This is a genomic window from Bradyrhizobium sp. P5_C11_2, assembly GCF_054049755.1.
On record NZ_JBFULT010000159.1, the window covers coordinates 1 to 13,339 of the forward strand.

Here is a 13,339-nt window from a genome sequence, read left to right on the forward strand (position 1 = left end):
GCGTACAAGATGCGAGGGACCTCACGGCCTCACGCAAAATTCACAGGCGACTTCGGTAACGCGATTGAGGTCATACGAATCAGCGATCGCTCGCTGCTTAGTGTTTTCGCGAAAAATCYTGAGCCCTGCAACTTTCGACTTTTGCAACACAATCGGCCAAGAGCCGATGTTCATAGGCGTATCGGATGCCGGGACATGTTCCGGCGGCACGGCCGCACAAACCTGGCGGCGAAGGCAAGAGCGACCAGCAGGTCCGGTGCCGCCGATTTCGGCTGCATCGAGACCGCCAGCGGACTTGCAACGAAGACCGCCGTCRGGCCTTTCGACGCCTGGATCGTCAGCGCAGCCACCGACACGCCCGCGATCACATCCACGAAGTAATGCCCCCCGACCAGCGGGGTCGCGACGAGCATTCCCCCATTCAGCATCAGCAGGGCGGGACGCAGCCACCAGATGCTCCATAAGCTCCAGATGCTGAGAAGTGCCGTGGCAGCGTGAAAGCTCGGGAAGGTGAGGATGCCGCCGAGCTTCGCGAGGTTGAGAGCTCGCAACGTGCCATCGCGCAGCATCGGTATTTCGCGCGCCTGTCCTCCATATCCGTTCGCGTTGAATAGCTCGGTGTCGGAGGGCAGTCCGAACTCGAAATAGGTGCCGATCGCCGGAAGCAGGGAGGAGACGACAATCACCACGCACAACGCCAATGTCGACGCCAACACGAACTGCTGCAGACGGATGTATTGCCCCGTCAGCCCCAGTACGACCGGGACGCCGAAGGCCGGCACGAGGAGCATTGCGTAAAAGAACTTGGCGTAGGGCAGTAATTCCGGATGGGCCATCGCAAAATGGAAATATGCAGGCCAATCCAGGCCGAGCAATCGGTCAAGCTCGGCAAATCTCGCGTCCTGCAGCGGCATCCCGGCGCCCAAGCCGATATACGACAGCGGCGCCGCGAAGATCACGAAACAACCCATCTGTCCAAACGCGAGCATGGTGAACGCCGGCCGCTCGCCCCAGCCCCGCCGCATGAGCCCCAGCCCGGCAACCGCCAGCGCCGGCGCTGTGACGACCTCCGTCGTCATCAAACCTTCCAGCGTGAAAGTTGTTGCGGCAAGCCCGATGCAGAGCGCCAGCGCACATCCAGCCACAAGGCTCCAGTTGACAAGTTGCAACCTGTTCGCAATCCGTCGTTCCGTGTGACCGACCGAGCGCAGCTCCTCCTTGACAGCACAATTTGCTCTCGCAAAAGGCGGCGCACTGAACATTCCAATTCCCATTCCATCGCACGTGCAATTTCGGGCAGTTCTCCCAGAAGTTTAGCGCCCACACTGTCCGGTTGCACCTCATGACGAGTGCTATCGTTATTGTTGGTGAAAATTTTGTTTCCAAACGTTGCTGGCAGCGTTCCTGCAATGAAACCTCGCTCGCGAGCAGGAAGAGGCGATCTCGGCGGTAGGGTCAAACGGAGTTGAGATGCTGTTGACGTGTCTGCTCAGGGGTCACGGATCTGAGGACATTCGCCGAGCGGCTATCTTTGAGCTCGAATCTCAATCTTGAAATGCTCGGCTCATTGCGACGAGTTTTGATGATTGCCGCGATGAGAGCGCTTGACTGAAGGGAGCGACCACACCGCAGGCTATTGATCGGACCGTCACCGCGATCGTTGACGTCCAGCGAACAAAAGCAAAAGGACGAGCGAACCGGGCTGGCCTAACGACAGCACAGCCACGACGCATTCAGCGATCGCGGTTGGCTGAACCGTCCGCATCGGAGCGGTCAGGCAGGAGGCTGAAGAGCAAGCGACCCAACACAGACAGGTCCGGCAACCCTGCAACGGATTTTCCGAAGATGGCAGAATGCCACTGTTTTGCCCGACGGGTCAAACGGCTTTGCGCGGATAAAAAAAGGCCTTGTGCCAGCGGGACTTAGCTACTGTGCATGGGGTTGTTTGCGCGAATTTTATGCCTGCGCCTGATGGTGTGCTGCGCAGGCCCTGCCCAATTGTGGAACTTTTTCCCCAGCTCCGCGTTGAAAGGTCATGACCGAGGACCTTTCCTTCCGACGCAAACCCCTGACACCCGAACAGCGCCAGGCGCGCGATGCGACACGCCGGATCGAGGCGGAAAAGGCCATGCGCGACCATGAGGAGGCGCAGAAGGCGTTTTACGCCAACAAGGAACGGCTCAGAGCCGAGCGCCTCGCGCGCGAGGCGAGGGCAAGCAAGGGCTGATCGGGTCAGCCTCGGTCATCGCTAATGCCAGCTCGCCGCGCGGGTGGCACTGAGGGCGAGCTTGAGCGCCTGAACCGCGCCCGCGAATGCGCCGCGCGGCGGCGATTGCGCTTCGATCGCTTCTGCCGCAACACGGCAATCGTCGGCCACCATCAGGAGGCCGGTGCGCGCAAGGTCCATGGTGGAGAGCGCGGCCTGCTCCAGGCAGACGCGCTCAAGCCGTCGAAATTCCCGCAGCTCTCTGTTCATGCTTCGGCTCTCGCTTCCCCCATGGGCCATGCGGCCGTGAGTCCGGTTAACAAACAGTAAATGAGTTCGTTTAGCCGATGAGGCTGGTCCGGACCTGACGCCCGCTACGCGCGGGCTTGACGGCGTTTGCCTTCCGCCGGAAGCTTCAAATGATCCTCAATTGACGAGAACCCCGGAGACGATCGCCCCCAGCCAATCCGATTCCTCATCAGCGAAAGAGCATTGGAGCTGACCATGACCACGTTCGACAAGCGCGAGCAGGGCTTTGAGGCCAAGTTCGCCCACGACAAGGAGCTCATGTTCAAGGCCACGGCCCGGTCCAACAAGCTGCTCGGGCTCTGGGCCGCAGCGCAACTCGGGCTCAGCGGAGATGCCGCGGCGGGCTATGCGACGGCGCTGGTGACGGACAATCTGGAAAGCCAGACCATCGACGGTATCCTGCGCAAGGTCTCAGGTGATCTTGCCGGCAACGGCGTATCGCGTGAGCAGGTCGCGCAGAAGCTCCAGGAGTGCCTGCACCAGGCCGTGCAGCAGCTCGAGGCAAACGGGTGAGCCGGCACGCCGCGCGCTTCGCCCGTCACAGCTCCATGTAGACGATCTCGATCGGCTCGCCGCCGAGGCCGTGAGAGAAATGCCCCCTGCCTGTGGTCCTGAAACCGTAGCGTCGGTAGAAGGCTTCGGCGTTGATCGTGGCTTCGAGGCGGACCGGTCCGCCATGGCCCGCGCGCGCCTGGGCGACGCCGATGTCGAGCAGCCGCAGGCCGAGTCCCGCGCCGGCCGCCTCGGGCAGCACGAACAACCGGGTGACCTCACCGGGCTCGGCGTCGACGAAGCCGACGACGACGCCATCGCGAAGACAGACGGTCATTCGTCCCTTGGCAATGAGGTCCTCGTAGAACCGGGAGGTCCGTTCACCCATCCAGTTCTCGATCTGGGCCGGCGAATAACAGCCCTGCGCGAGACCCGCGATCGACGCTTTGGTGATGTTGAACACCGTCTCCGCATCGTCGCGGCGCGCCGCTCGAAAGGAGACCTCGCCATTGGCTGCCATGGGGTGATTCCGGTGTCGTCAGGGCGGGGCGCAAACGGACGAGCGCACCCTATTCGGCATGCTTGCGCATGCCGCTCTCGCTGAGCTTGTCGACGAAGGCGATCCCGATCGCCGAGGCCACGAAGGTGAGGTGGATCAGGACCTGCCACATCACACCCTGCTCGGTGAAGCCGGCGCGGCCGGAGCCGAGATTGCCGGCCTCGATGAAGGTGCGCAGCAGCGCAATCGAGGAAATGCCGATGATCGCCATGGCGAGCTTGATCTTCAACACGCTGGCGTTGACGTGGCCGAGCCATTCCGGCTCGTCGGGATGACCCTGGAGATCGAGTCGGGAGACGAAGGTCTCGTAGCCGCCGACGATGACCATGACCAGCAGATTGGAGATCATCACGACGTCGATCAGCGCCAGCACGCTCATCATGATCTGCTGCTCGGTGAGGTCGAGCGCGTGCCAGGACAGGTGCCAGAGCTCCTTGAGGAACAGCGCGATGTAGACGCATTGCGCCACGATCAGCCCGAGATAGAGCGGCAGTTGCAGCCAGCGCGAGCCGAAGATGATCATCGGCAGCAGCCCCAGGCGCGGCAAGGGTGGGCGGGGTCCGGTGCTGGCTTCAGGCTCAACCGACATTCAGGCGCATCCACGCATCGAGATGATCTCGCTTTCCTGTAACCCGACAAGATGGYTGGCGGAAGACGCTGCCTGCCGCCGTCCGCGGATAGCGAGCCCTGTGCTATCGTGCCGGACGAGCGCCGCGCGACGGCGTGGATCGGGAGGCGGACAGTGTCTTGCAGTCGCTTTGGCAGAGGTCTCGGCAAGGTCGCGCTTGGCGCGGCCATGGTCTTTGCCGCAGGAATGGCGGAGGTGTCGGCGCTGCCGCTGACGCCGTTTCGCGACGCGGCGCAGGCGCAGCGCCATTGCCCTGGCGACAAGGTGGTGTGGCTCGATTTCAGGAAAGGCGTCTACTACGCCAAGGGTCAGAAGCGCTATGGCCAAGGGTTCGACGGCAGCTTCGTCTGTCTGAATGAAGCCCGCGACAGCCTCTATCGCCGCTCGCTGCTGGGTTTGCGCTGAGCGACGCGCGACCGGAGCCTGGAAAGAGGGCGGGCTATTTCTGGCCCGGCAGCTTCACCGGTACGTGCGGAGCGGTGCTGATGACCCGGGGACTTCCGTCCGGATAGGTGCGGTCGCCGCGGATCAGCGATTCCAGGACCAGGAAAAATTTCTCGGCAAGCATGTCAGTCACCCTCGTTGGTGATGGCCTCTTGAAATGAGTCGAGGCACGAGCCGAGGAAATTCAATCAACTAAAAGGGAGCCCGGCAATCCGGGATAACCACGCGTGTTGCGCCGCAATTGAGAAGCGGTCGGAGCCGCGGGTCAGCCGAAGGCCAGTGCCACGAGGCTCGAGCAGAGCAGGACCAAGCCGCCAGCGGTCAATGCCAGGAAGCCATCGGATACGAAGTCATGGTTACGCATGGGACACCTGCCGCTCTCGTTTTCGATGCTCGGTCGGATCGCTTAAAATTGCCCGAACGCGCCGTCTTGAAAGAGATGATGCAATGTCGCCCGCGCGAGTGCCTCAGGCCCTCGTGCGGTAACCTTCAAACGCATGGGCCAGGAAGATCCCCGCGCTTACCAGACCCATCAGTGCCGAAACCGTCTCGATCATCGTTAAATTTCCAGTCCGCCCCTGCACGCGAGAAAACGCGTGCGGCCTTGCACAGTCAAAAGAATTCCAGTGAAAGCCGCGACAATGGGGGTGGAGTGAGGCTTCGGCGCAACAGACTGTTCTGGAGTGGCACAGGAAATGCCGCGGCGAGCCGCCGGTGTTCCGTAGATCAACGGGGAAGGGCGAACCTGGCGTTTACCATCTCGGTGCGAACGCTGCGCGCTCCCCATTTCCGCCGTGTTCGGGTTGCGATATCCTTGCGACTTCCGACGCGGTGGTGGGCCGCCTCGGAGCATAAGGACCGGAAGGCGCTCCCCGTAGCCAAAGCGGGTTGGGTACGCCTCCGGCGGAATGGTATTTGGGGCGAATGGGGATCCGACGGTCAGATTCGGTTTTGCGGGCCGCGCGTGGTGTTGCGGCGGCCGCGACCTGCCTCGCGCTCGCCAATTGCGCCTCGTCGGGCAAGTTCGCCAGCCGCGTCGATCCGAAATACGGCGTGTCCTCCAGCCCCCGCGTGGTGGCTTGGGGCGACCCGGTCCCGAAGGGCGGCGGCGCCTATCGCATCGGCAAGCCCTATGTGGTGGCCGGCCGGACCTACGTGCCTGAGGAAGACGTCAACTACCGCGCCGAGGGCATGGCGTCCTGGTACGGCGATGATTTCCACGGCCGCCTGACCGCCAATGGCGAAGTGTTCGACATGGGCTCGCTGACGGCGGCGCATCCGACCCTGCCCATGCCGTCCTACGCGCGGGTGACCAATGTCTCGAACGGCAAGTCGCTGATCGTCCGCGTCAACGACCGCGGACCCTATCACGGCAACCGGCTCATCGACGTCTCGAACAAAGCCGCCGAACTGCTTGAATTCAAAGGCAATGGCGTCGCCAAGGTCCGTGTCGAATATGTCGGCCGGGCGCCCTTGGAAGGCTCCGACGACCGCCAGTTGATGGCGACCCTGCGCACCGGCGTTCCGGCCCCGACCCCCTCCATGGTCCGGGTTGCCTCGGCCAGACCGTTCGTCCCTGAGCTGACGTCGTCGGGCCGGGGAGCGATCCGCGGCGAGGTTCCGACGCCGGAGGGGCGGCCCTACAATCTCGGCAACACCTCTGCCGATGTCGCCTCAATCAACGCGACCTCCGAGATGTCGGCCTCGAGCCGCGGCCGGGGCCGGGCGCTCCAGAACGCGCGCGCCGTGTCCTATGACGAGGACGGCCGCTACGCGACCGAGAGCGCTCCGTCCTCCGCCTATGTCTCCGATGGCGGCGCCGCGGAGGCCCGCAACATCCTGAGCGGCCGCGGCCTCTATTAGGCCGTCAACTTTCACCCGGCGGCATCGCGCCGCCAGCGTGTCCGTCATCAGAACGGCACGCGGGCCCGTCCCGTGAACGTCCAGATCTGCGTATTGCTGCCGATGCCGCCGAGCTCGGCCCCGAACCCGACGGTAGCGCCGCTGGCAAGCCTTGCGCCGATACCGCCTGTCACCCGTGCCGACCAGCCCTGGAGCAGTGGTGTCGACGCCAGCGGGATGCCGCCGGCGGCAATGATCGCCGCCGCATCGTCCTGGCTGAAGTAGTAGTCGGCGTAGACGCCGACATAGGGCGCCAGCAGCATGCTATCGAGCCACGGCACGGGGTAGGCCACCTTGTTGCCGGCCGAGGCGCGGCCGCTGGCGAAGTTGTGGGCGGACTGTTGAGTCCCGAGCGAGTCGACATAGGCGTTCTCCCGCTCCCACAGCGCGTACACCTTGGCCGACGGCTCCAGATAGAAGTTGGCCCATTTGTAGGTGCCGGTGAATCCGGTCGAGGCCATCCAGCGCTGGCCTGTGAAATTGCCCTGGGCGGTGCCGGCGGTACCGTCATAGCCGATGCCGGAGTAGGCCACGGCGGCGTCGTAGCGCAGAGTCGGGGTGATCTTCCAGCCGAGATAGGAGCCGACCGTCCAGCCGTCGCCCTTGAGCCTTCCGTTGATGTCATCTTCGGTGTAGCTGAAGTACTCGTAGCCGCCGACGACGCCGACCAGGAAATCAGGCCTGGCGCGATAGGTCAGCCCCATCAGTGCGTTGATTTGCTGGCCGCGGAGCGAGGCTTCGCTGACCTGCCCGACGCCAGCGGCATTGGACGAATTCCAACGGTCAATGCCGCTTCCGCGCACATCGGCCCACAGCAGCCACTGCTTGTCCTGCTGCCATTTTGGCACGGCCTTTTTCGGCATCTGCTGATTGATCGCGGCGAACGCATCGTCGACGCGCGAGCCGCTGCGGCGGGCCCGTCCAATGTTGTTCGAGCCCGCATTGTGCTCGGCGCCATAGGCGTCGCGTCCAGTGCTGCCCGCGCCAGCCGGCGGACTGTCGTCATCGCGCGGATCGGCCGAGAAATTGATCCGGATGCGGGCATTGCCGGGCGAGAGCAATGCACCGCCGTCCGTGCTGAAGCCGTCGGAAATGGCGTCGTCGATGGCCCCGGAGATGGCCTGGCCGGAATTCTGCGCCACCACCTTGGTCACGTTGAGCTGCAACGCGCGCAGCTTGAGACTGTCGGCGGGCACGTTCACACTCTGCGCCAGCGTGGGTGATGTGCTCGCCGCAAAGAGGGCGCTCCCCGAATAGCTAGCCGTCATAGTGTGGCTGCCGATGGCAAGCGTCGACGTCGTGAAGGTGGCAACGCCGCCGCTCAGCGTGCCGGTCCCGATCGGGCTGCCATTGTCGTTGAAGGCCACGGTGCCTGTCGGCGTTCCGCCCGTGCCGGTAACGGTCGCGCTGAACGTCACGGGCTGGCCGAACTGACTTGGGTTCTGCGATGAGGTCAGTGCGACGGTGGTGGCGACCTGCCCGACCGAAAGGCTGAAAGTCGCGCTCCCGGTTGCGCTGTTGGTGTCGGTGATCGTCACTGTGAAGGTCGTTGTCGGCTGCGTCGCCGTCGGCGTCCCGCTGATCGCGCCGCTTGTCGTGTTGAAGGAGAGCCCCGCAGGCAGGCTCGGCGAGACGGCGTAGGTCAACGCACCGGTGCCGCCAGAACCGGTCACGGGGGTGAACGGCGTCACGGCCTGATTGATCGGCAGTGCCGACGAAGGCACTGCCGTGGTGGCGGTGACGGCGCCGTTCACCGTGAGGCTGAATGTGCTCGTCGCGGTCGCGCTGTTGGCGTCGGTGACCGTGACGGTGAAGGTTGTGGCGCCGATCGTCGCGGTCGGCGTGCCGGAGATGCTGCCGTTCGATGTGCCGAAGGTCAGGCCGGCGGGAAGGGTGGGCGACACGCCGAAGCTGAGGGGCGCGGTGCCGCCGCCACCAGTGACGGGCGTGAACGTCGTCGTGGCATGGTTGGCGGTGAGCACGGTGGATGCGACGGCCTGGGTCGCCGTTACCGCGCCGCTGATCGTCAGGCTGAACGTATTGCTCGCGGTCGCGRTATTGGCGTCGGTTACGGTCACCGTGAACGTCGTTGCGCCAAGCGTGGCCGTCGGGGTGCCCGAAATGGCGCCGGTCGACGCGTTCAAGGTCAGGCCCGCCGGCAGCCCCGGCGCAATGCTGTAGGCGAGCGGCGAGGTGCCGCCGCTCCCGGTCACTGGTGTAAAGGGCGCTGCGGCGGCGTTCTGCGTCAGCGTCTTCGATGCGATCGACTGGGTGGCCGTGACGGCGGCGTTGATGGCGAGGCTGAAGGTCGCCGTCGCGGTGGCGCTGTTGGCGTCGGTGACGGTGACGGTGTAAGTCGTGGTCGAGCTTATGGCCGTCGGGGTGCCTGTGACCGCGCCCGTTGCAGGGTTGAAGCTCAATCCCGCGGGAAGCGCGGGGGAGACACCGTAACCCAGTGGCGACGTTCCGCCGGCGCCGGTGACCGGCGTGAAGGAGGCGGTCGCGACATTGACGGTCAGCGACTTGGACGGAACGGCCTGGGTTGCCGTCACCGCTCCGTTCACGGTCAGGCTGAACGTATTGCTCGCGGTCGCGCTGTTCGCGTCGGTCACAGTGACTGTATAGGTCGCTGTCGCACTGGCCGAAGAGGGCGTCCCGGTGACGGCGCCGCTGGAGGGGTTGAGGCTGAGGCCTGCGGGAAGGCTTGGCGAGACGCCGTAGGACAGCGGCGCGGTGCCTCCGCCGCCCGTCACCGGCGTGAATGAGGTCGTCGCATGGCCCGCTGTGAGCGTCACCGATGCGATCGACTGGGTCGCGGTGACCGCACCGTTCACGGTCAGGCTGAACGTGTTGCTGGCCGTGGTGGTATTCGCGTCGGTGACGGTGACCGTATACGTCGTGGTAGCGCTGGTCACCGTCGGTGTGCCGGTAATCGCGCCAGTAGTGGCGCTGAAACTCAGCCCGGCCGGCAAGGGTGGTGAGACGCCGTAGGACAGAGGAACTGTTCCGCCCGCGCCCGTGACCGGTGTCACGGAGGTTACGGCGTGGTTCTGAGTCAACACGACGGCGGCTACGGCCTGAGTTGCGGATACCGGGCCGTTGACGGTCAGGCTGAACGTATTCGTGGCGGTTGCGCCGATACCGTCCGTCACCGTCACGGTATAGGTGGTGGCGGCGCTCGAGGCCGTGGGCGTGCCGGTGATTTGGCCGTTCGCTGTGTTGAAGCCCAGTCCTGCCGGTAGTGTTGGTAAAATGCCGTAGCCGAGCGTGCCGGTGCCGCCCGCGCCCGTGACGGGCGTGAAAGCGGTCACGGCATGGTTGGCCGTGAGCGCCGCGGACGCGATCGCCTGGGTCGCCGTGACCGCGCCGTTGACGGTAAGAGTGAAAGTATTGCTCGCAGTCGCGCTGTTCGCGTCAGTGACCGTGATGGTGAAAGCCGAAGTGGCGTGCGTCACCGTCGGCGTACCCGTGATTGCTCCGGTCGAGACGTTAAGACTGAGGCCCGCGGGAAGTATCGGCGAGACGCTGTAGCCGAGTGGTGCCGTGCCACCCCCGCCGGTGACCGGCGTGGCCGGCGTCATGGCGTTGTTCTGTGTCAGCGTGACGGAGGCGACCGACTGCGTGGCCGTGACCGCGCTGTTCACGGTCAGCGAGAATGTGCTCGACGCCGTTGCGCTGTTCGCGTCCGTGATGGTGACGGTGTAGGTCGTCGTGGCGCTCGTGGCGGTCGGCGTGCCCGTGACGGCGCCGGTCGAGGCGCTGATGCTCAGTCCGGTGGGAAGCGGTGGCGAGATGCCATAAGCCAATGGCGCCGTTCCGCCGCCGCCGGTCACAGGGGTGAAATTGGTCGCGGCCTGGTTCTGCGTCAGCGTCTTCGATGCGACCGCCTGTGTCGCGGTCACTGCAGAGTTGACCGTCAGGCTGAACGTGTTGCTCGCGGTCGCGCTGTTGGCGTCGGTTACGGTGACCGTATAGGTCGTCGCTCCGCTTGTAACGCTCGGAGATCCCGTGATGGCGCCCGTCGACAAGCTGAAACTGAGGCCGCTCGGCAGTGACGGCGCGATCGCATACGTCAACGGCGCCGTACCGCCCGAGCCGGTCACGGGTGTGAAATTGGCCGACGGCTGATTTTGCGTGAGCGCCTTCGACGCGATCGCCTGCGTCGCGGTTGGCCCGGTGACGGTGAGGGCTGTCGGCGTCGTCGCAGTCCCGCCGGTCGCCGAAGCGGGGCCGGCAACCGAGACCGCACCCGTCGTGTAGGAATAGGTGTTGGCGATCGACGAGGATACGGTAAGCGTCACCGTGCAACTCCCGCTGGCATTGAGCGTTGCGCCGCTCAGGCTGAGACTGCCTCCGCTAAAGGTGGCGGTGCCGCTGGCGCAGGTCGTTCCGGCACCGCTGCCATTCAGGCCCGCAGGAAGGGCGCTCGCGGCGACGGCAAGGCCGGTTACCTGGAAGCTGTTGGGATTTGTGATGGTCACGGTCAGCGTCGACGTCGAGCCGCCCGCCGTCGAGATCGATGTCGGTGAAAACGCGGCGGCGATGCTTGGTGCCGTCACGGGCGGCGTGATGCTGGAAAGCGTGATCGTCAGGCCGCTGTCGGTATTGTTGTAGATGCTGTTAAGAGCATCGTCCGTCGACGCATAGTTCAGGACGATCGTATCCGAAGTCCCAGACGGCGCTTGAGTCATCGTCAGGGTGTAATTGACGAAGTAAATCGTCGGCCCGTTGTCTGTCGTCGCGGTGTTGGTCCCTATCGTGTATTTTCCGCCATTGCTTCCTGTGACCTGTGCAGTATCCACACCCGTACCGTTGGTGCCGGTGATAGGGAAATTCAAGGTGCTGCTGCCGCACGCAGAACTGTAGAGGCCGCTGTTGGCGACCTGGCTGTATTCGTTGATGACTTGGTGGTTCACCGTGTCGGGTACGAGCGTTGCGCCGGGGCCCGTTACGCCAGATACGCTGAATGTAATCTGATTGTTCAGCGTAATATTCGTGCTGACGGTCAATGCTGACACGCCGGAGCAGTTGGCTGCTAACGCGTTGGTCGTCCCAAGGGGAAGGCAGATTGCCGTCGCGGCCAGTGTTGCTGCGATGGCGGCGCGGCGCCGAACGGCTCCACCCCGCGCGCGGACGGGGTCAGGCACCCAAGCGCTCATGATCCGAAAGATCGACGCCACGCCATCCCCACYGGTCGTTTTCGGCTCCCGCAGAAGCCCACGACGCTAAAAGTTATAATTGTACCTGGCGTTCCTACAATTTTTAGGCGTGAACGTCCGCGACCAAATGCAGGAGCCCTGACRGAATGCCGCGAATTCGCGTTAGAGTGGTACAATTGCAACATTTGCCCGCGTAATGACGGGCGAGATGACGAAATTGTCCTATAAAAAATGCCTTATGAGCGCATTATCGAATTCGCGCAGTGATTGTGTCGATGCGAAAAGCTTGACCCGACGCTTCGGCCAGCCTAACAATCTTAGAGGGAATATTGGTATTACTAACTCATTGGTTTAGCGCTCGCCAAGCGGCTGCCTGTATCGTGCGGGCAGTAGCGGACTGGAGCGGACACGGCATTGAGCGGGGTGGGGAATGCCATATCAACCTGTCATGGGGCAGATCATGCCCTTCGCCGGCGCCATGATTCCCAGGAACTGGGCGCTCTGTAACGGCGCGTTGCTGCCGATCCAGAACTACCAGGCGCTGTTCTCGTTGCTCGGCACCTACTATGGCGGTGACGGGATGAGGACGTTCGCGCTTCCCGACCTGCGCGGCCGTGCCATTCTGGGCTCGTCCGGCCCGAGTGGCCAATACCCGGCCGGCGTGACCAGCGGATCGGTGTCGGTCAACATGACCGCGCTCCAGCTCCCGCAGCACAATCACCTCATCCAGGCGACGGCAGCAGATGGTGCCGGACGTGGCGCTGCTCCCACCAACAACATCTTCGCTACGAGCACGGGGCCGGCTGGGAAGTATATCTTCCTGGCCGCCGGCAATGCCGAAACACCACTGGCGATGGGCACGAATTTGATCAACGAGGGCGGCGGCCAGCCGCACAACAACATGCAGCCCTATCTGGTCATCAACTATTTGATCGCGATGCAAGGAACCTATCCGTCGCGAAACTGACCGGTCCTCGGAGCAGATTTCCACAAACCGGATTCAGCGTTTCAAGATTTCAAGCAATAGCGCCCGTGGTCCATCAGCACCGATCTGCTGGCGCGCACAGGCAGGGGGATATTCGAGATGGCAGATCCGTTTATCGGCGAGATACGCCTGTTCGGCTTTCCGCGCGTCCCGGATGGCTGGCTGGCCTGCGCCGGACAGTCGCTGCCGATCTCGCAATACGACACCCTCTATGCAGTGATCGGCACGACCTACGGCGGCGACGGAGTGCAGAGCTTCAATCTTCCTGATCTGCGCGGTCGCGTTCCGATCGGCCAGGGCGCCGGGCCGAACCTTCCCAGCTATGTGCTGGGGCAGATTGCCGGAGAGGAAGAGCATACGCTGATCGAGACCGAGATGCCGACGCATAGTCATGCGCTGCTGTCGTCAACGGCCACGGCGACCACGGCGAYGCCCGGACCGACCGTGCACCTGGCGACCATTACGAGCGGCAATCTCTACGCCCCGGTCATGAATGCCGCTCCGTACGCGACGATGGCTGCTTGCGTCACCACGGCGGGCATGGGCATCGGGCACAACAACATGATGCCGAGCGTCGTCGCCAATTACTGCATCTGCAACGCCGGCATTTTCCCGTCACCGGGCTAGGTCGCCCGCACATCGCGTCCGTGGTCCG

At 63.8% G+C, this 13,339-nt stretch carries 13 protein-coding genes; 7 read left to right on the plus strand and 6 right to left on the minus strand.

Features of this window, described 5'->3' with window-relative positions:
• Positions 1-170: 170 nt before the first annotated feature.
• Positions 171-1,262 carry a phosphatase PAP2 family protein gene (locus ACXJL8_RS17025; RefSeq protein WP_456685276.1) on the minus strand — a complete coding sequence of 364 codons (1,092 nt, stop codon included), beginning with the start codon at positions 1,260-1,262 and terminating at the stop codon, positions 171-173.
• 773 nt (positions 1,263-2,035) lie between these two features.
• Here ACXJL8_RS17025 and ACXJL8_RS17030 point away from each other — a divergent pair.
• A complete protein-coding gene (locus ACXJL8_RS17030) occupies positions 2,036-2,227 on the plus strand; it encodes a hypothetical protein (RefSeq protein WP_456619021.1) in 192 nt (63 codons plus the stop codon).
• 21 nt (positions 2,228-2,248) lie between these two features.
• On the opposite strand, the gene ACXJL8_RS17035 is transcribed toward ACXJL8_RS17030, so the two are convergent.
• Positions 2,249-2,476, minus strand: a complete 228-nt coding sequence (locus ACXJL8_RS17035) for a hypothetical protein (protein WP_456619022.1) — start codon at positions 2,474-2,476, stop codon at positions 2,249-2,251.
• Between the two features lie 234 nt (positions 2,477-2,710).
• Here ACXJL8_RS17035 and ACXJL8_RS17040 point away from each other — a divergent pair, with 234 nt between their 5' ends.
• On the plus strand, positions 2,711-3,028 hold the full coding sequence (locus ACXJL8_RS17040) for a DUF1476 domain-containing protein (RefSeq protein WP_456619023.1): 318 nt from the start codon (positions 2,711-2,713) through the stop codon (positions 3,026-3,028).
• A 25-nt stretch (positions 3,029-3,053) separates the two neighbouring features.
• On the opposite strand, the gene ACXJL8_RS17045 is transcribed toward ACXJL8_RS17040, so the two are convergent.
• Both ACXJL8_RS17045 and ACXJL8_RS17050 read right to left on the minus strand, forming a co-directional pair.
• Positions 3,054-3,527, minus strand: a complete 474-nt coding sequence (locus tag ACXJL8_RS17045; RefSeq protein WP_456619024.1) for an N-acetyltransferase family protein — start codon at positions 3,525-3,527, stop codon at positions 3,054-3,056.
• A 49-nt stretch (positions 3,528-3,576) separates the two neighbouring features.
• Positions 3,577-4,155 carry a TIGR00645 family protein gene (locus ACXJL8_RS17050; protein WP_456619025.1) on the minus strand — a complete coding sequence of 193 codons (579 nt, stop codon included), beginning with the start codon at positions 4,153-4,155 and terminating at the stop codon, positions 3,577-3,579.
• 153 nt (positions 4,156-4,308) lie between these two features.
• On the opposite strand from ACXJL8_RS17050, the gene ACXJL8_RS17055 reads away from it, so the two are divergent.
• Positions 4,309-4,599: a hypothetical protein gene (locus ACXJL8_RS17055; RefSeq protein ID WP_456619026.1), complete on the plus strand. Its 291-nt coding sequence runs from the start codon at positions 4,309-4,311 to the stop codon at positions 4,597-4,599.
• Positions 4,600-4,633: 34 nt separating this feature from the next.
• Here ACXJL8_RS17055 and ACXJL8_RS17060 read toward each other — a convergent pair whose 3' ends face one another.
• On the minus strand, positions 4,634-4,762 hold the full coding sequence (locus tag ACXJL8_RS17060; RefSeq protein WP_456619027.1) for a hypothetical protein: 129 nt from the start codon (positions 4,760-4,762) through the stop codon (positions 4,634-4,636).
• An 800-nt stretch (positions 4,763-5,562) separates the two neighbouring features.
• On the opposite strand from ACXJL8_RS17060, the gene ACXJL8_RS17065 reads away from it, so the two are divergent.
• Positions 5,563-6,501: a septal ring lytic transglycosylase RlpA family protein gene (locus ACXJL8_RS17065; RefSeq protein ID WP_456619028.1), complete on the plus strand. Its 939-nt coding sequence runs from the start codon at positions 5,563-5,565 to the stop codon at positions 6,499-6,501.
• Positions 6,502-6,548: 47 nt separating this feature from the next.
• Here the strand turns inward: ACXJL8_RS17065 and ACXJL8_RS17070 are convergent, their stop codons facing one another.
• Positions 6,549-10,841: a putative Ig domain-containing protein gene (locus ACXJL8_RS17070; RefSeq protein WP_456685277.1), complete on the minus strand. Its 4,293-nt coding sequence runs from the start codon at positions 10,839-10,841 to the stop codon at positions 6,549-6,551.
• Between ACXJL8_RS17070 and ACXJL8_RS17075 the strand changes: the two genes are divergently transcribed.
• The 3 genes from ACXJL8_RS17075 (at position 10,810) to ACXJL8_RS17085 (ending at position 13,311) form a co-directional block, all read left to right on the plus strand.
• Positions 10,810-11,154 carry a hypothetical protein gene (locus tag ACXJL8_RS17075; RefSeq protein WP_456619030.1) on the plus strand — a complete coding sequence of 115 codons (345 nt, stop codon included), beginning with the start codon at positions 10,810-10,812 and terminating at the stop codon, positions 11,152-11,154. The two genes, ACXJL8_RS17070 and ACXJL8_RS17075, sit on opposite strands and share 32 nt — an antisense overlap.
• 975 nt (positions 11,155-12,129) lie before the next feature.
• A complete protein-coding gene (locus ACXJL8_RS17080) occupies positions 12,130-12,666 on the plus strand; it encodes a phage tail protein (RefSeq protein WP_456619031.1) in 537 nt (178 codons plus the stop codon).
• Between the two features lie 117 nt (positions 12,667-12,783).
• On the plus strand, positions 12,784-13,311 hold the full coding sequence (locus ACXJL8_RS17085) for a phage tail protein (protein ID WP_456685278.1): 528 nt from the start codon (positions 12,784-12,786) through the stop codon (positions 13,309-13,311).
• The last annotated feature ends 28 nt before the right edge of the window (positions 13,312-13,339 follow it).